General features: G+C 31.1%; 32 protein-coding genes and 1 tRNA gene. 30 read left to right on the forward strand and 3 right to left on the reverse strand.

The annotated features are described in order from the left end of the window. Nucleotides 1–36: 36 nt before the first annotated feature. A complete protein-coding gene (locus V9L04_RS01375) occupies nt 37–531 on the reverse strand; it encodes a helix-turn-helix transcriptional regulator (protein WP_338792270.1) in 495 nt (164 codons plus the stop codon). Between the two features lie 145 nt (nt 532–676). Here V9L04_RS01375 and V9L04_RS01380 point away from each other — a divergent pair, with 145 nt between their 5' ends. From V9L04_RS01380 to V9L04_RS01510, 27 genes are all read left to right on the forward strand, one after another. Continuing rightward, entirely contained in the window at nt 677–916 is a 240-nt protein-coding gene (locus tag V9L04_RS01380; protein WP_338792271.1) for a hypothetical protein, read from the forward strand. Nucleotides 917–925: 9 nt separating this feature from the next. Beyond that, nucleotides 926–1,114, forward strand: coding sequence for a hypothetical protein (locus tag V9L04_RS01385; protein WP_338792272.1), 189 nt, complete (start codon nt 926–928; stop codon nt 1,112–1,114). Between the two features lie 210 nt (nt 1,115–1,324). Beyond that, nucleotides 1,325–1,822 carry a hypothetical protein gene (locus V9L04_RS01390; protein ID WP_338792273.1) on the forward strand — a complete coding sequence of 166 codons (498 nt, stop codon included), beginning with the start codon at nt 1,325–1,327 and terminating at the stop codon, nt 1,820–1,822. Nucleotides 1,823–1,957: 135 nt separating this feature from the next. Then, nucleotides 1,958–2,073: transfer RNA gene (locus V9L04_RS01395), tRNA-OTHER, on the forward strand. A gap of 46 nt (nt 2,074–2,119) precedes the next feature. Beyond that, nucleotides 2,120–2,392 carry a hypothetical protein gene (locus V9L04_RS01400; protein WP_338792274.1) on the forward strand — a complete coding sequence of 91 codons (273 nt, stop codon included), beginning with the start codon at nt 2,120–2,122 and terminating at the stop codon, nt 2,390–2,392. A 183-nt stretch (nt 2,393–2,575) separates the two neighbouring features. Further along, nucleotides 2,576–2,953 (forward strand): hypothetical protein, encoded by a 378-nt coding sequence (locus V9L04_RS01405; protein WP_338792275.1) that lies wholly within the window; start codon nt 2,576–2,578, stop codon nt 2,951–2,953. Nucleotide 2,954: 1 nt separating this feature from the next. After that, nucleotides 2,955–3,194, forward strand: coding sequence for a hypothetical protein (locus tag V9L04_RS01410; RefSeq protein ID WP_338792276.1), 240 nt, complete (start codon nt 2,955–2,957; stop codon nt 3,192–3,194). Next, on the forward strand, nt 3,187–3,489 hold the full coding sequence (locus V9L04_RS01415) for a hypothetical protein (RefSeq protein WP_338792277.1): 303 nt from the start codon (nt 3,187–3,189) through the stop codon (nt 3,487–3,489). Before V9L04_RS01410 ends, V9L04_RS01415 begins: the two co-directional genes overlap by 8 nt. 5 nt (nt 3,490–3,494) lie before the next feature. Next, nucleotides 3,495–3,740, forward strand: coding sequence for a hypothetical protein (locus V9L04_RS01420; RefSeq protein WP_338792278.1), 246 nt, complete (start codon nt 3,495–3,497; stop codon nt 3,738–3,740). Continuing rightward, entirely contained in the window at nt 3,703–4,866 is a 1,164-nt protein-coding gene (locus V9L04_RS01425) for a hypothetical protein (RefSeq protein ID WP_338792279.1), read from the forward strand. The genes V9L04_RS01420 and V9L04_RS01425 overlap by 38 nt, the downstream gene beginning before the upstream one ends. A gap of 188 nt (nt 4,867–5,054) precedes the next feature. Further along, complete coding sequence (locus V9L04_RS01430; protein ID WP_338792280.1) at nt 5,055–5,342, forward strand: hypothetical protein; 288 nt, start codon at nt 5,055–5,057, stop codon at nt 5,340–5,342. Between the two features lie 99 nt (nt 5,343–5,441). After that, entirely contained in the window at nt 5,442–5,672 is a 231-nt protein-coding gene (locus V9L04_RS01435) for a hypothetical protein (RefSeq protein ID WP_338792281.1), read from the forward strand. 3 nt (nt 5,673–5,675) lie between these two features. After that, nucleotides 5,676–5,948 carry a hypothetical protein gene (locus V9L04_RS01440; RefSeq protein WP_338792282.1) on the forward strand — a complete coding sequence of 91 codons (273 nt, stop codon included), beginning with the start codon at nt 5,676–5,678 and terminating at the stop codon, nt 5,946–5,948. After that, nucleotides 5,941–6,180 (forward strand): hypothetical protein, encoded by a 240-nt coding sequence (locus V9L04_RS01445; RefSeq protein ID WP_338792283.1) that lies wholly within the window; start codon nt 5,941–5,943, stop codon nt 6,178–6,180. The genes V9L04_RS01440 and V9L04_RS01445 overlap by 8 nt, the downstream gene beginning before the upstream one ends. Then, entirely contained in the window at nt 6,177–6,521 is a 345-nt protein-coding gene (locus tag V9L04_RS01450) for a hypothetical protein (protein ID WP_338792284.1), read from the forward strand. Before V9L04_RS01445 ends, V9L04_RS01450 begins: the two co-directional genes overlap by 4 nt. Continuing rightward, nucleotides 6,505–6,807: a hypothetical protein gene (locus V9L04_RS01455; protein WP_338792285.1), complete on the forward strand. Its 303-nt coding sequence runs from the start codon at nt 6,505–6,507 to the stop codon at nt 6,805–6,807. Before V9L04_RS01450 ends, V9L04_RS01455 begins: the two co-directional genes overlap by 17 nt. Continuing rightward, nucleotides 6,779–7,483: a hypothetical protein gene (locus tag V9L04_RS01460; RefSeq protein ID WP_338792286.1), complete on the forward strand. Its 705-nt coding sequence runs from the start codon at nt 6,779–6,781 to the stop codon at nt 7,481–7,483. Before V9L04_RS01455 ends, V9L04_RS01460 begins: the two co-directional genes overlap by 29 nt. Nucleotides 7,484–8,016: 533 nt before the next feature. Beyond that, nucleotides 8,017–8,580 (forward strand): hypothetical protein, encoded by a 564-nt coding sequence (locus tag V9L04_RS01465; RefSeq protein WP_338792287.1) that lies wholly within the window; start codon nt 8,017–8,019, stop codon nt 8,578–8,580. A 4-nt stretch (nt 8,581–8,584) separates the two neighbouring features. Next, nucleotides 8,585–8,977, forward strand: a complete 393-nt coding sequence (locus V9L04_RS01470) for a hypothetical protein (protein ID WP_338792288.1) — start codon at nt 8,585–8,587, stop codon at nt 8,975–8,977. A gap of 958 nt (nt 8,978–9,935) precedes the next feature. Continuing rightward, nucleotides 9,936–10,631 (forward strand): type VI secretion system tube protein TssD, encoded by a 696-nt coding sequence (tssD, locus tag V9L04_RS01475; protein WP_338792289.1) that lies wholly within the window; start codon nt 9,936–9,938, stop codon nt 10,629–10,631. 22 nt (nt 10,632–10,653) lie between these two features. Beyond that, complete coding sequence (locus V9L04_RS01480; RefSeq protein ID WP_338792290.1) at nt 10,654–12,174, forward strand: hypothetical protein; 1,521 nt, start codon at nt 10,654–10,656, stop codon at nt 12,172–12,174. 10 nt (nt 12,175–12,184) lie between these two features. Next, the gene (locus V9L04_RS01485) at nt 12,185–12,823 is read left to right on the forward strand and encodes a hypothetical protein (protein WP_338792291.1); all 639 of its coding nucleotides are present in this window, start codon (nt 12,185–12,187) and stop codon (nt 12,821–12,823) included. Between the two features lie 182 nt (nt 12,824–13,005). Then, nucleotides 13,006–13,347: a hypothetical protein gene (locus tag V9L04_RS01490; protein WP_338792292.1), complete on the forward strand. Its 342-nt coding sequence runs from the start codon at nt 13,006–13,008 to the stop codon at nt 13,345–13,347. Nucleotides 13,348–13,545: 198 nt separating this feature from the next. Further along, nucleotides 13,546–14,589, forward strand: coding sequence for a hypothetical protein (locus V9L04_RS01495; protein ID WP_338792293.1), 1,044 nt, complete (start codon nt 13,546–13,548; stop codon nt 14,587–14,589). A 53-nt stretch (nt 14,590–14,642) separates the two neighbouring features. Beyond that, the gene (locus V9L04_RS01500) at nt 14,643–17,684 is read left to right on the forward strand and encodes a type I restriction endonuclease (protein WP_338792294.1); all 3,042 of its coding nucleotides are present in this window, start codon (nt 14,643–14,645) and stop codon (nt 17,682–17,684) included. Further along, entirely contained in the window at nt 17,681–19,309 is a 1,629-nt protein-coding gene (locus V9L04_RS01505) for a class I SAM-dependent DNA methyltransferase (RefSeq protein ID WP_338792295.1), read from the forward strand. Before V9L04_RS01500 ends, V9L04_RS01505 begins: the two co-directional genes overlap by 4 nt. Then, entirely contained in the window at nt 19,299–20,564 is a 1,266-nt protein-coding gene (locus tag V9L04_RS01510; RefSeq protein WP_338792296.1) for a restriction endonuclease subunit S, read from the forward strand. Before V9L04_RS01505 ends, V9L04_RS01510 begins: the two co-directional genes overlap by 11 nt. A 50-nt stretch (nt 20,565–20,614) precedes the next feature. On the opposite strand, the gene V9L04_RS01515 is transcribed toward V9L04_RS01510, so the two are convergent. Next, entirely contained in the window at nt 20,615–20,884 is a 270-nt protein-coding gene (locus tag V9L04_RS01515; protein ID WP_338792297.1) for a hypothetical protein, read from the reverse strand. Nucleotides 20,885–21,153: 269 nt separating this feature from the next. On the opposite strand from V9L04_RS01515, the gene V9L04_RS01520 reads away from it, so the two are divergent. The 3 genes from V9L04_RS01520 to V9L04_RS01530 all read left to right on the forward strand — a co-directional run bounded on the left by V9L04_RS01520 (nt 21,154) and on the right by V9L04_RS01530 (nt 22,283). After that, a complete protein-coding gene (locus tag V9L04_RS01520) occupies nt 21,154–21,582 on the forward strand; it encodes a hypothetical protein (protein ID WP_338792298.1) in 429 nt (142 codons plus the stop codon). Between the two features lie 119 nt (nt 21,583–21,701). Next, on the forward strand, nt 21,702–22,067 hold the full coding sequence (locus V9L04_RS01525; protein ID WP_338792299.1) for a hypothetical protein: 366 nt from the start codon (nt 21,702–21,704) through the stop codon (nt 22,065–22,067). Nucleotides 22,068–22,088: 21 nt separating this feature from the next. After that, the gene (locus tag V9L04_RS01530; RefSeq protein ID WP_338792300.1) at nt 22,089–22,283 is read left to right on the forward strand and encodes a hypothetical protein; all 195 of its coding nucleotides are present in this window, start codon (nt 22,089–22,091) and stop codon (nt 22,281–22,283) included. An 8-nt stretch (nt 22,284–22,291) separates the two neighbouring features. Here V9L04_RS01530 and V9L04_RS01535 read toward each other — a convergent pair whose 3' ends face one another. Continuing rightward, nucleotides 22,292–23,200, reverse strand: coding sequence for an IS982 family transposase (locus tag V9L04_RS01535; RefSeq protein WP_338792301.1), 909 nt, complete (start codon nt 23,198–23,200; stop codon nt 22,292–22,294). Between the last annotated feature and the right edge of the window lie 385 nt (nt 23,201–23,585).

Here is a 23,585-nt window from a genome sequence, read left to right on the forward strand (position 1 = left end):
AAACTATTTTTATAGTTCAGAAATGGGATATTTGAGTTAATTCTCAAATAAGACGTTACTAGATTTGTAACCATTTTTTTTGACAGCTACAAACCCATGTTCTAATAACGTCTTATCCTTTCCCAAACTGTTACTTAAACTCTGTAATTCATCTTGTTTGAATTTATGAGCATGAAGCATTACAAAACCTTGAAATGCCATAAACTTATCTTTTAGGTCATATAGCTCTTGACGAAGACTTTTATTTTCTTTCTTGAGTTCTTTATTTTCCTCTCTTAATTCTAAAATGATAAATTCTTTATCATTTTTTGTAAAATCATTATTTAAGGTTTTTTTGACATCTGATTCTCCTAATAACCATTCTTTTGAATAACCTTTTTTCTCCAAATGATTGAGGTATTGATGACTTAAATTCTTTCCTCTTTCTGTATTACCAATGGTAACTCTACTTATTCCAATCTCTTCAGCCATTTCTTCTTGACTTAGATTTAATTCTTTTCGAGCTACCGAAAAGTTAAAGTATTGATTCATAGTTAGTTATAATTAAATGAAAAAATATTTACGAAAATATGATAAAATGTTTTGCATTTAAGAAAACTATTTATCATCTTTGTCGTATAGATACTAACAAGTTACACAAAATTACGAACAAAATCGTATAAAAGTTTTATTCCCTATGAAAAAAAACGAACCAACAACTCAACCAACTGAAAAAAAGCTATCTAGTATTGGAGTTAGAAAAGTACCGATGAAGTTAAAAGATGCTTTTGTACAAGCATTGATTGATGAAAAAGTAGGGCAACAATCATTGTTTTTGATATGGATTGTAAAATTAGTTGTTGCTCGTCCTAAAAAATTTATACAAATGTGTAGAGATTTAGAAAAGGAAATTGAAGCTGAACTAACCACCAAATAACTATCTATAATGGCAAGAAAACAACCTAATTTAACACAAGAGCAAAAAGCAGAAATGTTTGATTTGCAACAAAAATGGCAATCCTTAACAGATGCCATGAAAGTGTTAATTAAAGACAGCAAACCGTACAAAACTTTGAAAAAAGAACGTACTCAAGTAACAAACAAAATGAAAGAGATTAGAGAATCATCAAAATAAATTTTCCTTTTTCTATTCAATCAAAAAAAACTTTACTCATTCCAAAACCCAACTAAACTCAAAAGATGGTATTCCTTGTTAAAAGTATTCTTTTTGTTTTAACCTTTTTTGCTACTGTATTGGCACTTTCTATAAATTTTATACTTAGAAAAATTCAAGAGTGGTGGGAACGCTACTTTTAACTCAAATTACCAACTAAATACTCAAAAAATGAAAACTCAATCAAAAACTCAAAGTATCGATTTAGGAGCTACAATAAGAATAAACACTACTCAAGGTGTAGCTACTGCAAAAGTAGTAGCTAAATGTCCATTGGATAGGGTGCAAATTTTAGAATGTTCTCTCCCTCAATTTAACAGTATGATTGTAGATAGTGAGGATATTATAGAGGTTTTTCCAGCAGAAGAAGTAAAAGTTGAAGCGAAAGAAAATTTTAATCCTCATGGCGTATCTTCTTTCAAAGAAGTATATAACGAGCTTGTTTTGGAAAATCAAAATTTGGTAAAACAAAACAAGAAACTAAAATACCACGCAGAATTAAAAGATTATGCAATGGGAAGAGCCGAATTATGGAGCAAAGAGCTTAGGGAAGCGTCAAATCAAAAGAACGTTTACCGTGATAAAGTATATGATTTAGAAAGTAAACTATCTGCAATGCAGATAGAATTAGACTTTTTGAAAGAACGTTTCAAAAATGAAGAGGAATAAAATTAGTGTTGTAAATGTACAAATAGAAGGTGAAAATATTGTTTTTACCTTCTTTTAAGAAATAAAGAAACCGACCAAAAATAATACAAGGACGTTCTTTGTCCTCATAAAAAAGAAGGTATTATTTAGGTCGTAGCTAGGTTAGTATAGTGGTTAGTACGCTGGTGTCAGTCTTCAATAGTAGGAATTAAGCGAAAAAAAAGCATTCCTAGAAGCAGCCTAAAGCAAGGGTTCGAATCCCTTACCTAGTTCAAAAAAAACAATTTTTCATTCATTACCCAACTAAATTACTCAAATATGAATCACGAACAAGAATTAGAAAATCATGCAGTTAAAATTAAAAACATGATTAATGATTATGCACAACAAAATGATATAAATGTTCTTGTTTTTGGTGCTGTGGCTAACGAAAATAGCATTGATAAAAAAACTGGAAAAATCTGTTCGTTAGGGTTCAATCACTTTGTAGGCAAAAATAAGTTTGCTAATGTCCTACTCCAAGGTGTGATAGGACTGATGGAATTAGCCATGAAAAAACTAAAATTTTCTTCTCCCAACTTTCTCAACTAAAACGATGCTATTATTTGTCAAAATTGTCATCTGTATTTTAGCTTTTTTAGCTAGTCTGTTTCTTATAGCTCTTTTCATAGATGCCGTTGTCATAGACTTTATGCCTAGAAAAATTCAAGAGTGGTGGGAACGCTACTTTTAACTCAAATCAATTTCAAAACCCAACTAAATTACTCAAAAATTATGCTTTACATAAACAATGATAAACCCAAAAATCCGAAAGGTAAAGTTACTTTTTATACTCGTCTGATTAGAGAAATGAAAATTTGTAAGTTCGACACTTTGAGAATGCACGGCTATACAATTACTACCATTATTGACGACTTCTTAGAACGAAGAGATGGTAAGAAAGTAAGTAAAATTTTACTAAAAGAATCTTTTGAGGTCATACATGAGCATCAAGTACAAGAGAAAATCCATGATGCGATTCAAAAAATTTTACTAGAAGCATTTGAACAAAAAAAGGATTATGCACAAAGACAACTAGATTTAATTAAAAGTGCTAATTCTATTCTCTACCGTATAAATAATTACACTCATGAAAAGAAAAATGCCCTTTGAAATGCACACACAAGAAAAAAAAGCTAAGATTGAGCAAATAAACCGTGTTAGAAATAAATTACAAGAGTATTCAAAAGAGTACACAAAAAATAAAAAAGCACTTAAAAAACCTCCTAAACTAGAAATAAGTATTGATGACCAACTTCTTTTACAAGAGATAATAGTCTTAGCAAAAGATAGTATTAGAGGAATACAAACAGCCTTATTTCCAGACGAAAATTTAGCAAAAACGAATGACTAACTTTCTTATAAACTTCTCTCTTTTCTTAGCTACTTTTTTCTCTTTTTATAAGTCCAAAAAGCACAAAAAAGAAGCTAAGGAACTAAAAGAAGAACTAGAAAAAGAAACTAGAAAAAAGGACTATTTGCAGCAGCAAAATGACAACTATGTTCGCAGACTTTACCCAAATAAAACTCCAGTAAAAATTGATTGTATTGTTTGTGAAAGTCCATTTGAAACGATTGATGTAAAAGTTTGTGAAAGTTGTAGAACTAAAATACAGTATTCACAGCATTCTGAACCTACTAAAAATTAGAATTTATGACTTACTTACTTATTTTTTTACTTATCGTTTGTCTATTTTATTTACTTAAAAAGCAACTAAGAATAAAAAAACTAAAGCGTATCATCTTGCAACACGAATTAAGGAAAGAACGATTTGATGCCTTAATGGATAAGATGTTCATAGATGGTAATTTAGATACACAAATAGATGTTTTAGAACACAGACTTCAAACTATACAAGACTATGAAACCAACAGACAAAATACTCCAAGCGTTCGGTAATCTAGGAAGGAAGCCAAGTGAAAGTCATAGTGGCGACCCATTCGAACAGGCTCTAAATGAAACTAAAGCAAAAGGTTATTATGAACAAGCTGCCCAAAAGCTCACACCAACTACACAAGCACAAAAACGTCGTGGTTCGTTCAAAATAATAAAGTCTTTAAAAAGTTTCTATCACATTGTTTCTTTCCTTTTAGGATTGATAACAGCCTATTTGGTAGGAAAAACCTTTGCACCAAACTTTGACAGTATAGAAATGATAGCAATGGCTATCATCATAGGATTGTTTGCAGTAGGAATATTTTATGCCCTTGAAAAAATGAAAGCCGAATCTGCTCAATCTATTGCTCAATCAAAAGCAATAGGCGATGGAGCTAGTGCAATGTCTTGGATTGGTTTATTAACTTGTACACTTGCCAGTATCGTAATTTCGGCAACAGGTGGAGCTTATATTTCGGCAACTCTCCAAGATAAAAGTACAGAAATTACAGCTTCAGCAAATCACGAAGCTGATAGTATAAAAGCAAGTTTTGCCGAGCAAATAAGTAGTTATGATTTGCTTATTAGTAGTTCAAATGAAATACTCAAAAAAAGCAATAATAAATGGTTAAAACTAGATGCTGGTAAGAGTTTGAAGGAGGTACAGGAGCAGAAAAACAAGCTCTTAGAAATGCAAACAGCAGCACTAGCAGAAATTAAATCAGATAAAAAAGCATCTTTATCAGTAAATGACCAAGACGGAACACAAAACGCACTGATAGCAGGAATCATAGTTTTAGTGTTAGAAATACTTTGTATTTATGGCTACTTCTATGAATATTCATATTATCGTTTTGCGCTTGATGAAGGTGTTTCGTTTAATATTATTCCACCAATGAATGTCTATCATACTACGCAATATCAGCAGCCAACTTTAGGAAGTTTTCAAGCACAAAATAGAAGCAATCCGATTGGATTTAATCAAAATTCAAACCCAAATAATCCTCAAGCAAGTAGTCAAAATCACACTTGTAGAAACTGCAATATTAGCTTGGATAATAAGCGTTCGGATGCGCTTTTTTGTTCTGACACTTGTCGTAACACTTATCATCGGAAAGGAGCAGGAACAAGAGGACAAGTTTACCGATAGATAAAAAAAAATTTATAAAAAAAAGTGCAACGGATAATTGCAACGGATAAAAACGGATAATAACGACTGAAACGGATAGAACGGCACTTTTGCAACGGATAAAAACGGATAAAATTATCCGTTGCACAAACGTTCTGAAAACGTTGCATACTATTTCTAATCAAAAACCAACTAAAATTCAAAAAATCATGGATACTCAAACTCAAACTTCAAACCCAACTACCACCACTCAATCTACTCCAGATGTAAGTGTTCCAGTAGAAAAATTTGCAACCACTCTTACCGAATTATGGCTATCTGCAACAGGTAAAAAGAATTATGTTCGCACCATAGTCCGAAACGAAAAAGAGGAAATCATAGAAGATTTTAAAGCAAATTTACCTAAAACAATAGCTAGAAAATTCTTAGACCAACCAGCCTTCGCTAGTTTGGACACCAGTATCAAAAGTGGTTATACAGTTGTTCGTATGCCCTAAATTTCTTAGAAAAATGCAATTATGTTTTGCAATCTTTATTCTCAAAAATCCCTATTCTTTTGGGATAGGGTTTTTTCTCTCTAAAACTTAATAAAAAGTATGAAAAACTATTATTTTGACAAAGATTTTACTTTTTACTGTATAGATAAAACAGAAAAAGGGTATAAAGTTGTAGAAGTCTGCATAGCAGAACCACAATATATACATACAGGTAATTATAATTCTGACATCTCAAAAGACAATGATTTTGAAGTGATAGATGAAGGAAAATTTTTATCTGCACATGGTCAAGCTGAGCAACAAATAAGAAAATGTTTTTTACCTCACTAAATTATGAGTATAGAAACTAAACTAAAGAAAATACTAGCTCCTGTTCTACAAGAACTGATAGAGCTACACGAACTAGATGCAGAAACAGAGCAGTACAACAAAGACAGAGGATATAAAAGGAATATCAATGTTTTTGTAAATGAAGAGGGACAAATAGGATTTATGTATTGCTCTATGGATAATCCTCCTTATGCCTTCATAGCAGAAGTGAGTATAAAGAAGTTGAAGCAAAATATTAAGATTATCAACCAAAAAAAGGAAGCAGAAAATGAGTGAAAAACCACCTACTTTTGAACAACTCAAAGAAATATCTAATAACAACGTTGTGTCAGATGTTTTGCGTCAAGTATATAATTTTATTAAGGAAGTTGGAAACATAAAGAATGTTTCAGATATAGGAATTACGGTTACTTACAAAGGAATTCCTATTTACCAACAAGAAAGTAAAAACGGTTTGACTGTATGTAAGAAAACTAGAGTTTGGCAATCTAAACAAGATACAAAATGAATAATCTTTTTATTGAAATAGTATATGAAACTTTAGAAAAACAACCTTTAAAATTTAAAGATTTGAAAGTTGTAACAAACTATTCTAGGGAAGAAACAACCAGTTACATTATTAGTGCTTCTCTTTTTAGAGAAGACCATAACGTTTGGATTCCAGTAAATTCTGACCCACAAAAAAGCCATTCAGACGTATACGAAGATTTTTTTAGAGAAGTGAAATGGTGGTCTTGTATTGAGATGATTATCCCCAAAACGATAAATATTCATCTCTTAGACGATTCAGAAAAAAGCAATCAAATAATAATTAATAAACTTGAATCAAAAAATGACATCAATACTTAAATTTTCAGAACAATTAGCAAAAATCAAATCATTCTCTTTAGAAACAGAAGAGGATTCTTCTAGCGAAGTAAAAAGACTTTTTTATACAAAAGAAGGCTTAAAAGGGACTTTAGAAATAGACTTTAGAGAGGAAATACCTCTAATTCCCTATCTAGTTGATAAGCTGATAGGGAAAGTCCCAGAAACAAAAAACACCAAAAGACCTATAAATTCAAAGAAAAATTCAAAGAAAAATTCCCAACTAAATACTCAAAAAAATGAATCAGACCCAACCAGTAATCAATAAACCCACACCTATTGGTTACGAAAAAATGCACCGTAGTCTGCTAAATAAGCTAGATGATTACAACGAAGGCAAAGAAGTAGGAGAATCAATAAATAGCAATGAACAGGCTACCTTATTATTCATCTATGATACTTTTGTCAGACTACGAAAAGACAAAAGTCCAGATACTAAAATAATCACATGGACAAACGGCAAAAAGTACGCTGTATTGGTTACAAACAATCAATCAATAGCTACCCAGCGTGGAACAAAATCCGAAAAAACAATACGCAATCATATCAAAAAATTGTGTAAAGCTGGCTTTATGTTCAAGCCAAAAAAAGAGCAAGATGTTTACCGTAAATGGTTCAATTTCTCTATCTTCTTAGACATCGAACATCTAAAAACCTATGAGGGAATAACTATTGTAGAAGCGACTACAAAGATAATCCCACAAGCACAAAAATTCCACACACTTCTGAAAGATATTATGAGTATTGAAGGAGTTTCACAGGAGCATAAAGAGCTACTAAAAAAGTTCTCTTTTGAATCCTACCTACACGCTACAAATAGACTTACTATTAAGTGTCCAAAAGATGCCTTTGAAGGCATCAGAAACAGTCCAGTTTGCACTATCTATAATCGTTTACTTAGTTCTTATTTTGGCGAAAGAGTGTCCGTACAACACGTTTTTTAAGCCTTAAAACAGAAGTCTTGTTTTTCTAAAATTTTTTAAAAGTTGCCAAAAAGCAACCCTATAAAGAACACCCTAAAAAAAGCATCAAAAATGAATAATACGGAAAAAAATACCACTATTATAGTGTTTCTATGTAATATTTCTCTGTATATAGAAATTACATATAAATACATGTAAAGTCGGTAAATTTTTCCGAATTGTTCAGATGGTATCAAACACAAAGAAAAAATACACTATGAAACCAAAAATCTGTATAAAGAAATTACGAAGAAAGAGTTTTCCCCTCTGGCTAATGGGGGGAACGAAGAAAAACAAAGAAAGAAAAAAGCCAAAATAAGATAGAGAAAAAAAGTGCTGCGCTTTGGAATGCAGAGGAAAAAATAACCGATGTATTCCGAAAAATTAGACAAAAAAAAATCTTACTGACGTATCAGCAAGATTGTCCCAACTAAATTGCAAAATAAATTACAAAATTAGCCTTGAGTTGAGGTTGCTCTCCAGCAGAGCCTCAATACAAATATACAACAAAAAGTATGAATACACAACAAAAATCTCGCATTCCAAATAATAAATTACGAGTTCCTTGTCGCTTTAAATTGAAATTATATTTCAATGAGCAGGAACAAGATAGTGAAGGAGGATTTGTCGATAAAAACCGTTCCTTGTATGCTCAATTCTATGACCATATTCCAGAGAAAGTAATAGGATATTTTAAGTCCCTTGTAGAAGATATGATTAACAACCCTATCAAGTTTCAAGTCAAATATAAAACTACTCTTAAAACGGCTATAATCATTGATAGGATAGAAAATAAAGTGATTTGGAAACATACAGTTCCAAAATCAAATCCTACTCATTTTCCACAAGTGAGTGAAACAAGTGAAGCCTATGAAGAAACAAAAGAAGAATTTGCTTCAGAACAAGAAATTAGAATAGCTCTTGATGCAGTAGAAGAATGTTATATCGCAAATGGTATGGAAATCACAGATACCGAATATGAAAAAATCAAAACAGAGTTCGAACGATGTAATTCTGAATTTCTTGAAAGTATGCTCAAATTTCGTCTTAAAATGATTCATCATATTTCAAAACAATAAAATCATGACAGGAACAGAATCAAAAGAAATACGAGAATACTACGGATTCTCTTTAGAAGAGTTAGCAGCCATTTTAGGGTATTCCCAAAAACAAGACATTCATAGAGTTGAGTGTATGGAAACTGTACCTAATCGGTACAAAGCTGCGATACAGTTATTAGTTCAGAAGTGTAATGCAATCAATTCTTTCATTCAGTTTTATGTTTCTACCAAAGAAATAAGCAATAAAGATTATCAACTATTCTATCATAAAGGTAGAGTAGTCAAAATTACTATCAAACGAGAATTAGTAAAAGACTTATCTATTTTACTCCGTCCGTTTCCATTTAAGGAATTTGTATTTGACAAACTTACAGGTTTTTCCTGTATTGAGTTTGAGTACGAAACTAAAAAATAATTATCAAAACGTACTCTAAAAGAATACTTGTACTCTTTTAGAGTACGAAAATTAAAAATATTATGAAATATATATCTTTTGTAAAGTTACTGTTTTGCAATATAGCAGCATCTATATTTACTTATTTATCCTTTGTATTTGTTCTTTTAGAGGTTGATTTTCGTCTTTGGGAAATAGGACAAAGGGGAGGTTTTATTATCGTACTTATCGCATCAATGATATTTTTAACAGGAGTATATTTTGTAGAAAAAATCACTAGCTAATGATTATTATAAAAATAAGAAACATAAGAGATAAAGAGCTTGACTATTTCACAACAGAGATAAGAAAAAACATATCCTATTTTGATAGGATAGAAATTCAACCTCGTTTTGCATCTTCTATGAATGTACAGATTAACATTAGTCAAGATATTACTTTTTCGCAGTTGTATGACCTAATAGAGAAAACTTCTATCATAATAAATAGGATTCCATTTCCGATAATGGAAGTAGAAAATGAGGATTTTTTACCATTAATCATTAAATCAAAAATACGTAAATATAAAACCGATTTTTAACTTCTTCAGAACAATAGAATCCACTGAAAAAAGCCTTCAAAACTGTAAATTTGAAGGCTTTTTTAGTTTTATATCTGTTTTTTATCTATTTGAATTGTAATTAGTGTGTGTTTTGTCTGTGGTTTATCTTTTTTTATCTGTATTTATCTATTTCTGTCTGTGTTTTATCTGTACTTTATCTATTTTTATCTGTATTTTGTCTGTACTTTATCTAGTAAGTATAGTAAATCAGTATAGCACTTTTTTGAGTTATGAGTATTAATTTATTCTATCAACTAATAAAAAATGAATCTAATGTTAAAAAAATAGCATTAATGTAATTTTTTATTGCTTTAGTAAATGATTAATTCTATTTTTACAGAAAAATACAACTTTTACGTTCCTTAATACCATTGAAAAATGAGCTTAATAGCCAAAATGTATATAGAAGACAAGGAAATCAATATCCTTGACTTCAAATTCCGTTTTCACAGAGCTGTTGATGAACACGGCAAACCCATGGGAAAACCTAATGGAACTGTTTTTGAAATTATCTTCGAAACTACTTCAGACCAAAGTTTTATGCAATGGTCAATTGCTACGGATATGACAAAACATGTCAAAATTGTAGTTTCTCCTGTTACAGCAGCAAGTAAAAGTAGAATCATAGAACTCTATGATGTACATTGTGTCCATTTCAAAAATAACTTCAATGCTCAAAACGGAGAACCAATGACAACACTTATTCATCTCACTCCTGCGATTATGATAGATGATGGATATAAAGTCTTAGACCATTATTGGAAGAAAACCGATTTGAGTGCAAATGCTCCTATTACTGTTTTAAATAATGATGATGAGGAAGGGAAAGTAATAGATTATTATTTGGTTGGCTCAGAGGGAACACGTATTGAAGATATAGGTGAAGAAAAAGAGATTTATCTTGTCTTAGAAACAGAAGGAATGACTGGAAAGAAAATAACAATTAATCTTTCTAGTAAATCACACGATTTTGAATATCAAGGAAAACGTTTGGAAAACGATATTCTAAGAGACTATCAAATTCAGGGAGAACAAGACAAAATCAAACTTAAAGTTCGTCCATCTAACCAATAACACACAACTAACTAAAAAAAATATGGAAAATGACAAAAGAGAAAACATTTTTACCCTTCGTATTCCTGAGATTGGATACGAAGGGAGCGTATCTGTAAAAGTTAGAAAAAGGAAATGTCGTATTGGCTTTGATGTCGATAAAACTGATTATAAAAATGGCATTTTTGGCTTTTGTGAATATAGCAATTCACTTAAAAACAACCTCAAAGATAAAAACAAAGCTTCTGCTTTACAGGCAGAGTTTCCTCCTGAAAATTTAGAGATAGAAGGAAAACCTTATTATGCTTCATGGATAAGTATGCGAAAAGGTGACAAAATTACCCTAGAATTAGATTGGGAGAGAAAATTATTTAAAAATTTTAATTCTCATTTAGAGGATTATACTACTATTGCCTTTGATACCCATCCTGATTTTACTTTTTCAGTAACTGACCTTAGAGACCCAAACAAGAAAAATAAAGGGATAGAAGAAATCGAAATTACCTGCAATGCCACAAATGAAACCCCTACTCGCTTAGAGATAAAAACTAATAATACTAATGTAGTAGGTGTATTGAATGTATTTCACCCTGCTCCAAAAAAAGCCAAAGTGAGATGGTTTGTAGTAGAGAATAATGGTGGGAGTAAAGATAATGATGAAACTAGAATTACTGGACAAAAAAAACTCAATATCAATTTAACTTATTTAAAAGACATTTTCAAAAAAGCATTTAATCCTGCTTTGATAGATATTGATTTTGTAAATCCTAGTCCGATTATTTTGGATATTACAACCCTTCCTGCTGCGTTAGAGCAGAAAATTCAGGCTAAAATTACAGCTGATAACAAAACTCAAAAAGAATTAGAAACCGAAATTAAAAAGTTTCAAAAAGAAAATACTAATGACTTAAATGAAAAAATGCAAAAGTTAATAAAAGAGAGAGATAAATATAAGGAAACTGATAAACAATATGCTTTAATAGAAAAAAAAGTGGGAGAAATTAATGATAAAATACATAATCTTCTAAAAGATCCTGTTTATAAATCAAATTTTGATAAATTTGCAACTATAAAGAATAGTTCTACTATTCAAAATAAAGTCTTAGAGATGGCAAAAAACAAGAAAAATATATTTGTTACTAATACAACAGATCAAATAGAAAGGAGTAATGACCGTACTGCCTTTATGAAACTTCTAAAAGAACTATATACCATTCAACATAACGCAGCAATAGAAGAAGATACAGTTTATTTGTTTCTTACTTATCTACAATGTAAGGGAGATACTACTGAGGAAGGCGATGAGCGAGTGAATGGTACTACTAATAAGGAAGAGAAAAGCTGTCTTATATTTACAAAGAATAAGGATGCAGATGACCACTTCGATATTGATATCCCACATGAGGTAATGCATGCTTTAGGATTAGAACATACCTTTGATAAGGAGTCTCAACACGTTTTCAGTATGGGAGGTACAGATAACTATATGGATTATAAAAACACAGCAAAACATACTTTTGTATGGCAATGGCAACTTCTTCATGAGAGTGCTTTAACAAATTAAATATTAAAAAATGAAAAAAGTTATTTATTATTTTCTTTTATTCCTAGTCATAAGTTCGTGTACTTCTCACAAATCGTATCAAAAGAATGATATGATTTGTGAGGTAGGCATGCAATTTAAAGAATATGAGAAAATGTTTGATAAAAAATTAAATCCTAAAAGAGGGGAATGGCAAGAAGTAGATAGTGGTTCTTTTTCTATAAGCTATGCTATACTGCTTAATCCTGTTAGAAGTATACTATCAGTGACAAAAGTATATAAAAGCAACCCAACCATTCATCAAGAGATGCAGTATGATACTCTAAGACGTATAAAGTCTGTTTGTTATACTTATGATAATGTCTATCTTGGCAATACTTATTTTTTTGATACCTTAGGTAATATTACAAAAACTATAGACGAACGTCAGGCAGATAAGTATCCTATTTGCTTTAGAGAAGCTTTAGAGATTGTCAAAAGAAAAATACCTAACCATTATAGTATTAGTGGATTGGATAGGGATAGCACTATTGTAGATGAAAAGAAAGTATATTACTGGGAAGTCAATACAAAAACTCCTAGAAAGCCTTATAATGCAGTAGTATATCGTTTGAGTGGCAAAACAGGGCGTGTGATAAAGAAGTACAAAACGGTCTCTGTGCGTGACTAATCTCAAATTAAAGAATAGAGACAATTAATTTATTTTTTTCTCTTGTTATTTCTTCCTGTATTTCCTACAAATCATATCAAAAAAACAAAAATCCTTCAAAACTAAAATTTTGAAGGATTTTTTTGTATTCTATTTTTTGTTTATTTTAATTGCAACTAATCCGTATCTTATCAAAAAAAACTATGAAACATCTACTCATTTTAATCTTAGCCTTTTCAACGGCTGTTTTATCCTACTTATTGATAGAAGAAAAAAACAATAACTCCCTAGTCATAGAAGTCGCTAGAGAACCCATTAAATCACATCAAATAGATTATTTCTTAAAACACGATGATATAGAAGGTTCTGTTCTATTTATCAATGGTGGTTACTATGATGTAATAGATGATGGTCTTACCCTAGAAAATCCTCCTACTGGAGTTTATGAATTAGGAACTATTGAAGATTATCTTCCTAGAACTAAAATCTTAGAAATCAGAAAGGAGGATAAAGTAAAAAGGATTAATTTTGATAACACTTATTAATTTATTAACAAAAATTAAGGCATTAGTCAAAATTATTACTTTTTAAGTGATTGATAATCAGTAGTGTACGAAATAAATTGTTTTTTTTATGAAAAATTTGTCATTTTTTGGTATTTTTTGACATTAAGTAGTGGACACAAGTATATAAATAATGTTGTTCGTTATAGTATTTGTTTTATCACTTGATGTAGAAAATAAATGACAGCAGAACAAGAACTTAAAAAAGATACAAAACAACTTAAAGAATTTATTAGCCAAGTAGATAACTCAGGTATTGCAGCTTGGAATGCAGGAGATTTGTTGAAAATAGTAAAAGATAAAAAAGGCTACGTTAGCCAGTTTAGTACGTTTAATAACTACACTAGAACAGAAGTAGGTATAAGTCCTCAAACAGCTAATAACTATATTACGATAAGAGAAAGTTTCACAATAGAAGAGATTGGAGAACTAATGTTGATAACCCATTTAAGAGTTATTGCAGAAATACAGAACGACAAAACACGAAAACTGGTGCTTGAATGCTTTAGAGAGAAAGATGAACAATATCAAAAACAAAAGAAGAGAGGACAAACAAAGGGTAATGATGATGTTTCTCAAAAGGATATATACAAACCGACATTAGCTGATGTTATAGGGGTTGTAACAATAGTAGCAGCGCATGGAACGGAGCTATCAAAGGAAGAAATAGAAGAAGTGATATCCATTAATATTGAGAAAAGTAAAGAACAATCACGACAAAGTAAGAGAGCTAAAAGGCAAGCAAAAGGAACAAATGAAAAAGATTTTTTTGGTAATCCACTTAAAGCAAAATTTTTTAAACAGATTAGCGATTTGTTTGGGTACGAGCCAATTGATGAGATGGGTTTAGTAGCATTATTTTGTGTGATGTTTCAATTTTTAAGACAACTACCATTTGAATGGAAGGGCGATAATATAGAATTTAATACAATAAAATATGTTCGTGAAAAATTTCCTGATGCATCTATTCTTTGTCAGCAAGTAAAAAAGAGGAAGACAAAAGAGCGAAACTTTGAATTAGATGTAGAGTTTGAGTATGAAAGCTACAATTACATTACACACAATCATATGCAATCAGACAAAAATTGTGATTTAATCATTTGTTGGGTTGATAATGCAAAAACAGATAAAAGACTAAATCAAATGGAAGCAATAAAAAATATGCCTCCAGTTTTGAGTCTCAAAAATTGCTTTGAGACAGGTAAAATTGAAATAATACATTAAAAAATATAGACTTAGTATATATTAAGTTAGCAATTTCCTTTAGATTATGGATTATGACAAAATTTAACGAAGATTCAAGAGTAAAAATACCTTCTATTTTGCATTTATGCAGACTAGGTTATGAGTATGTTTCACTAAAAAATGCTGTTTGGGACATTAATACAAATATTTTCACAGACATATTTAAAGAAGCTATTTGTAAAATAAATCCTGAACTTGATACAGACCAAGCAGAAAGACTTTTAGTTGATACTTCTCTCCTACTTGATAATGAAGATTTGGGAAGAGCTTTTTATGAAAAACTTATTAGTGATTCAGGAACAAAATTAATTGATTTTGAAAATTTTGAAAATAATTCATTCCATGTTGTGACTGAATTACCTTATAAAAATGGGGATGAAGAGTTTAGACCTGATATTATTCTTTTAGTCAATGGAATGCCTTTAGTATTTATTGAGGTAAAAAAACCAAATAATCGTGATGGAGTTATTGCTGAACGAGAACGTATTAATAAACGCTTTCAGAATAAGAAATTCAGAAAGTTTGTAAATATTACTCAAATGATGGTTTTCTCCAATAATATGGAGTATAACAATGAAGAAGTTGAACCATTGAAAGGTGCTTTTTATGCATCTCCGTCTTATCATCAGCCCATTTTTAATTATTTCCGAGAAGAGCATAATTTAGACTTATCAAAGTTATTAGCAGATGAAAACGATGACCTTGAAAACTTTGTCTTGAAAGATAATAATCTTACTGTAGTCAAAAATTCTCCTGAGTTTTTAACTAATAAGAACCCCAATACACCAACAAATCGTGTATCTACTTCTCTATTCAGTAAAGACAGACTAGCATTTATGCTTAAATATGCGATTGCTTATGTGGACGAAAGTAAAGGAATTGAGAAACACATTATGCGTTACCCTCAAATTTTTGCTACTAAAGCTATTGAAAATAAACTAGAGAATGGAATTAGAAAAGGTATTATTTGGCATACACAAGGAAGTGGAAAAACAGCTTTAGCATATTATAATGTACGCTATCTAACAGATTATTTTCAAAATAAAAAGGTAATCCCTAAATTCTATTTTATTGTCGACCGTATAGATTTATTAGTACAAGCCAAAAGAGAATTTACAGCTAGAGGGCTTATAGTACATATTGTAAATTCAAAAAATGATTTTACAAAGTCTATCAAAACTACTACTGCTCTTCACAATCATTCAGGCAGAGCCGAAATAACAGTCGTAAACATCCAAAAATTTAGTGATGAAGCCAATGTAGTCGAAACAAAAGACTATGATATTAAGATACAACGTATTTACTTTTTGGATGAAGTACACAGAAGCTACAATCCAAAAGGTAGTTTTTTAGCAAACCTAACACAATCTGACCCCAACTCTATTAAGATTGGACTAACAGGAACGCCACTCATTACTAAAGATTACTACTCTAAAGATTTATTTGGCGATTATATCCATAAATATTATTACAATGCTTCTATTGCTGATGGATATACTTTGCGATTAATTCGTGAAGAGATAGCCAGCGATTATAAAGTGGTACTTCAAGATGCTTTAGAAAAAATTAAGGTACTTAAAGGCGATATAGAGAAGAAAAAAGTGTTTTCTCATCCAAACTTTGTAGAGCCTATGCTTGATTATATTGTCAATGATTTTGAAAAAAGTCGATTGACATTTACTGATGCTTCTATTGGAGGTATGGTAGTTTGCGATAGTTCGGAGCAAGCAAAAGCCATGTTTGAAATTTTTAATCAAAAATATGCTAATGGCAACAAAGGACAAGATGAGCAGACCAAGCGACATGAAACTTACAGAGTGAAAACAGCAGCTCTTATTTTACATGATATAGGCACGAAAGAAGAGCGAAAAGATTTGGTAGAAGAGTTTAAAGAAGGAAAAATAGACTTTCTCTTTGTGTATAATATGCTTTTGACTGGATTTGATGCCAAACGATTAAAAAAGCTATACATTGGGCGAGTTATTAAGCGTCATAACCTACTACAAGCTCTTACAAGGGTAAATCGTACCTACAAAAATTTCAAATATGGTTTTGTAGTAGATTTCGCAGACATAAAAGCAGAGTTTGATGCAACCAACAAAGCCTATTTTGATGAGCTACAAGCCGAACTAGGCGACGAAATGGAGTTTTACTCTGATTTATTCAAGTCAAAAGAAGATATTGAACAAGAAATAGCAGAGATAAAAGATATTTTATTCCATTTTAATACTACCAATGCTGAATTATTCTCGCAACAAATTACTCAAATTCAAGACCGAGAACAAGTATTACAAATCAGAAAAGCGTTAGGTAATGCTAAGAGTTTATACAATCTAATACGCTTGTTTGGGCATTATGATTTGCTTGATAAGATTGATTTTAAGAAATTAGGACAACTTTACAGAGAAGTAGATAATCATATAGCTTTATTAAATACACAGGAAGCCTTAAAAAATAATATTGACAATACTAACTTGCTCAATGTTGCTTTAGAAGATGTATTGTTTCATTTTACCAAAATATCAGAAGAGGAGCTGGTTTTAGCAGACCAACTCAAAGATATTCTAAGAAAAACTAGAGAAACTTTAGCAAATAATTTCGACAAAAAAGACCCAGAATTTGTTTCTTTGTATGAAGAATTGAAACGTCTTTTCGATAAGAAAAACCTTGATGAAGTTACGCAAGACGAAATGCGACAAAACATTGGCGCACTTTCTAAGATTTATGATAAAATCAAAGAACTAAATCGACAAAACAACTTACTAAAAGATAAATACAATAGCGACCCTAAATATGCTCGCATTCATAAAAGGTTGGTAGAAAAAGGGAGCTTAAATGCAAAAGAAAGCCAAATTTTTGAAGCTCTGATAAACGTAAAGAATGATGCTGATGTACATGTACTGCAAAATACACGTTTATTGGAAAATGAAAGCTACTTTAGTACCGAAATGATGCGATTGGTAATTGACCAATTCAAAAATAAAAATAAAATTAATTTGAATCCAGACTCTACCAAGTATATCAATAACTTGGTTGTGAATGAATACATTAACGAATTCTACGGAAGAATATGACCGACTTAGATTTTAAAGAAAAAACAACAAATCTCATTGATAGCCTAAAAAGCATTAGTGCTAATTATGGTTTAGGAAATGATGGCAATGAGTTTAAAATTATTACGCAAATCTTTTTATATAAGTTTTTGAATGATAAGTTTGCTTTTGAGCTAAAAAAGCTTGACCCAAAATTACAAGAAGCTAATAATTGGGAAGAGACATTAAAATCCTATTCAGAAGATGAGTATGAAATGTTGGTAATGCAGTTGAGAGCTGATGTAGCCAAGCTGAAACCAGAACATTTTATATCTGAACTATTTAGCCGACAAAATGAAAGCGATTTTGCTAAACTTCTTGATGATACCTTATTAGATATTGCTATTAGTAATAATGATATTTTTTCAGTAAAAACTGATGGAGGAGCTAAGGTAGTGCTTTTTGAGCGTATTACCCAATATATTAGTGATAGTGGTAAGCGTGATGATTTTGCGAAGGCTATCATCAATAAATTAGTAGGTGTGAACTTTGAGCATATCTTTAATCAGAAGTTCGACTTCTATGCTACTATTTTTGAGTATCTAATCAAAGACTACAATACCAATAGTGGAGGGAAATATGCCGAGTATTTTACGCCTCATGCAGTAGCCAAAATTATGGCTGCTATTTTGGTAAATGAACCTGACCAAAACGTAACAGTATATGACCCTTCGGCTGGTTCAGGTACGCTCTTGATGAATATTGCTCACGCCATAGGAGAAAGTAAATGTACCATATATTCACAAGATATAAGTCAAAAATCATCAAGTCTTTTGCGCTTGAATCTAGTTCTAAATGACTTAGTACATTCTATTCAGAATATTATACAAGGTAATACCATTTCTCATCCTTACCATAAAGATAAGGGGGGTAACCTAGAAAAGTTTGACTATATCGTTTCTAATCCACCTTTCAAACTTGATTTCTCGGATTATAGAGATGATTTAGATAGTAAGGAGAATAACGAACGCTTTTTTGCTGGCATTCCTAAAATACGAAAAAAGGAAAAAGATAAAATGGCTATTTACACGTTATTTCTGCAACATATCATGTATTCTTTGAGTAAAAAAGGAAAAGCAGCTATTGTAGTACCTACAGGCTTTATTACTGCACAGAGTGGTATCGATAAAAAAATTCGTGAGAAGATGGTAGAAAGCAAAATGTTAGCAGGGGTAGTACGTATGCCAAGCAATATTTTTGCGACTACTGGTACAAATGTAAGTATCATTTTTTTAGATAAAAGTAATAATGATAAAGTTGTTTTGATAGATGCTTCTAATTTGGGTGAAACCATTAAAGAAGGTAAAAATCAAAAAACTGTACTCACTTCTTATGAAGAACAGCAAATTATTGACACCTTCAATCAGAAAAAAGTAGTGGATAATTTCTCAGTTGTGGTAAGCTATGACGAAATCAAACAAAAAAACTACTCCCTAAGTGCTGGACAGTATTTTGAGATAAAAATTGAATATGTGGATATCACAACAGAAGAGTTTGAAGCTAAAATGAAAGGTTTTGAAAATAACTTAAGTAAACTCTTTTCTGAGGGTAAAGAATTAGAATTGGAAATTATGAATAATTTAAATCGTTTGAGTTATGAGAGTTAAACTGAAACAAGTAATTACTGACTTTATTGTCCCTATGAGAGACAAACCTAAAGTATTTGGTGGAAATATACCATGGTGTAGAATAGAGGATGTTGATGGTAAGTATTTATCAGAAAGTTTATCTAATCAAAATGTTTCCACAGAGACAATTAAGGAAATGAATCTTCGAGTTTATCCTATTAACACTCTTTTATTTACTTGTAGTGCATCTATTGGTACAACAGCTATAACAAAAAAGCCTTTATGTACTAATCAAACGTTCATAGGACTTGTGGGTTCAAATAAAATAGATATAGAATATTTATATTATTACCTAAATAAAGTTGGTTCTATGTTGCAAAGAGCTGCGTCAATTACAACAATTCCCTATCTATCTCGTAGATTCTTTGAAGAACTAGTAATTGACATTCCTTCCACCTTATCTATTCAAAATAATATAGCTAATACTCTGTCCTTATTAGATGCAAAAATCGAACTTAATAACAAAATCAACCAAGAATTAGAAGCGATGACAAAAACGTTATACAATTATTGGTTTGTGCAGTTTGATTTTCCAAATGAACAAGGTAAACCTTACAAAAGTAGTGGAGGAAAGATGGTGTACAATAAAGAACTAAAGAGAGTGATTCCTGAAAGATGGAAAACTGAGAGAATTACTGAATGTTGTAGGATAGTGGATTGTTTGCATTCTAAGAAGCCAGATTATAATTTTGAAGATGAAAGATATTATTTACTTCAATTAGAAAATCTAAGAGATGATGGGCTAATTGATTTAAGTAATAGATATTTTGTTTCAAAAAATGACTACGAGAAATGGACGAGTAGAATTGAAGTTACAACAAATGATGTTGTCATAACAAATGCAGGAAGAGTTGGAGCAACAGCACAAATTCCAAATAAATTAGTTTCAGGTATTGGAAGAAATATTACTGCTATCAGACCTTTATCAATTTCTCCAACTTATTTTTTTATGACATTCGATGGAATTGACATGAAACGTCAAATTGCTTGGAATACAGACCAAGGGGCATTCTTCACAAGTTTAAATGTAAAGGGAATTAAAAAATTATTTGTTGTTAGACCAGAAAGGTTGATTGAAACAAAATTCGAGAATATTGTTACACCAATTAGAAATAAAAGAGAGTTATTACAAAGTCAAAACCAACAACTCACTGACCTACGAGACTGGTTACTGCCTATGCTGATGAATGAACAAATAACAGTAAAAGAAACAGAGCTTGAAGAAAAAGAGTAATTTTATGAAACACAAAACCCACACTATGGAAGGTGTGGGTTTTTCTATGCTCAATACTCCACAGGCACACCGTCCAAATGCTCCCTAATAATTTTTAGTTCTGGTGTGCAGAACATTCTTCTATTTTTTCCCTCTATTTTGTCTTTGATAGGCAATAGCCATTTTTTGAGCGTTGCATAGCTTTCTATTCCATAATGTAACATTACCTCTTTTCTGTTGAGTGGTTTACACACAGGTAATGTACCTTGTAAATTTATTTTTTGCGCTTGCGTGTGTGTTTTGGTGCAAGGGATTGCAGAAGCACAAGCAGAACTGTCCATAATTTAAAAATCTAAATAAAAATAGTAAGTGGTTTATTTATGTTCTTTATTCTTATGCTAAGATACGGACTTTCAACGGTTTAGGCTACATTTTTAATTATCATTAATTGATAGAAATTGATAGTAATTATCATTCATAGTCAAAAAGTAACATAAAATGATAGAAAGTGATAGAAATTGATAAGCAGGTTTGGCAACTCTCGTAAGTTTGTATAGCAATAAAGGATAAAACTATCTTATTTATTTTTCATCAAACCACTTATTTTATTATGAGAAATCTTATTATTTTCACTCTTCTGCTCTTTCTTGTCGCAAGCATTTCATTAGATGCTTTTGCTGACAACTCCCCCACTCCAGACCACGATATTGTACTTATTGGTAATCCCCATGTTGGTACTGATTTGATAACTTCTTTTGGAGTTAATCATACAGTAATTCTAATCATTACTGATACCGAAATTTTCAATAGGGATAGTAGTCCAAGTATTCCAATTTTATCTACGATTGATTTTGTATTGCCCACGAGGAACGATACAAATATAAATAGGTCAGATTGCAATTACCCTACTACTTCTTTTGTACAGGTTATCGTACAACGGTCATTTTCGGAACTATCCACAAAAGATTATTCACAAAGGAATACCAATGTAGTCCCCATTGAGAAAGTCAATAGTCTACGAAATATAAAGGCAAGTTAGGAGCAAACACAAGCCAATAGAAAATATATACTTATAAAAATCTCCTATTCTTTACAGAAAGGGGTAGGAGATTTTTTTCATTTCTCATTTAAGTTCACTTACTATTTACTTTACATATCATGTCTATTCAAAATACACTTTCAACCGTTCATACGGAAGCCTTTTTCGGTAATTTAGGTGCATTTGCCAATACTGTTGGCACAGCACTTCAAGACAAAAAAATTACTCTAACCGAGGGTATGGGAATTGCTATTGCTTTAGTTCCTTTTGGCGAATCTGTCCAAAACTTCAAAGGAATGACTGTTCCAGAGCTTAAAGATTTATACCGTAGCGAGGTAGAAAACGTAGCTCAATCTTTTGCAAAACGTTTTGATTTACAAGACGATGAAGTAGAAGAGTTTATCGAAGATTGTGTACGCTATGTTCTTGCAACAGCAGCTTTATACAACTCTGGTAGCCGTTTATTCGGCAACAAAGCAGCCTAACGATTCAAAACACCAATTACAATGGAACAATTAGATAAAATTGTAATTGGTTGGGTTACACTTCAAAGTTTGGGAATTGGTGGCTTGATTTGGCGTTTTATTAATCTATTTTTTGATGTAAAAGAGCATAAAAAAAAGATACTAGAACTAGAAAATAAAATCAAACTACTTGAAGACAGTATCGATAAAAAGTTTGAAACACTTAAAACAACGTGAACTCGGTATTATTTAGGTACAAATATTCTAGGTTTTTCTGGGTAGAAATGATAAGCTACTATTGTAGCTGCCATATGCGTAAATGCGTTTATAGGCTTCCTATGTCTAGAATGTTCTACGTCAAAAACGGAAATTAAAATATCATTTACAGATTCAATAATGGCTCTTTTTCTAAGTGTGTATTTTTCTTTCAATGTGATGAGTTGATTCTTCATATTTTTTTTTGTTTTAGTTATCATTTTAAGTCCCTTTTCATAGAGTTGTTCCCAAAGTTTTGTCAAATATCCTTTATCACCAAAGCAATTTCCTTTCAAATTTTTTAATAAATTTTTGAGTAGATTGTGGTTATTATCAGCCTTATTTGCTGCTGTAATTTCAAAAGCCATTACCTCTCCTAAATGATTGATGACTAAGTGAAGTTTAAATCCAAAAAACCACCCCATTGACCCTTTTCCTCGTTTTGCAATGTCTTTGAACACTTTATGAGAGTGAATACGACGATTATCAGAAACAACTATTTTCTTAGAATCAATGAAGTAAGTACCTGTTTCTTCACTTTTAGCACACAGGAGTTTGGCGAGTACATACATAGGTAAACTTACCCTTTCTATTAATTCTAAAAATCGGTTATAGGAGCAAAGTTTAGGAAAATAAGGGACTAAATCGTTACACACAAAACGTTGATAATAGTATTGAAAATTCTTATAACCTGAGTAATTATAATATACTAAAATAGTCATTATTTCACTAGCTGATAACTGGGGAAGACGAGTAGGAGAAGGGGTGAAAGTGGAACTGCTTTTTGTTCCCACCCATTTACTAGATACATAAGATTGAGCTTGTAAACAGAACTCATCTACTAAATAAAAAATACCGATTAGGTGGTCTTCGTCGAATTTTATAGTTTTGTCAAACATAAGGCTAAAGAGGTTAAAGTTGAGTAGAGCTATTCAAAAATAACCTTTTTTAGCCTTTTTTGACAAAAATAACTGAAATAAGTAAATAAAACACTGAAAGTCAATTAGTTAAAATCCGAGTTCACGTTAAAACAAGCATTGATAAAGAGTTTGAACGTCTTGAAACAAGTATCGATAAAGAATTTGCAACACTTAAAACAAGTATTGATAATGATTTTACAAGCCTTGAAACAAGTATTGATAAAAAATTCGATAAACTAGAACAAAGAGAAACCAAGTTTGAAAGTAAGTTTGAGGAAATTTCTAAAACGCATCAAGAGATGCGAGAATCTCAACTTTTACAACAAGCTAGTTTAGACGAAATCAAAAAAACTTTGTCTATGCT

Origin of the sequence: Bernardetia sp. MNP-M8 (assembly GCF_037126285.1) — a bacterium.
Classification (GTDB): domain Bacteria; phylum Bacteroidota; class Bacteroidia; order Cytophagales; family Bernardetiaceae; genus Bernardetia.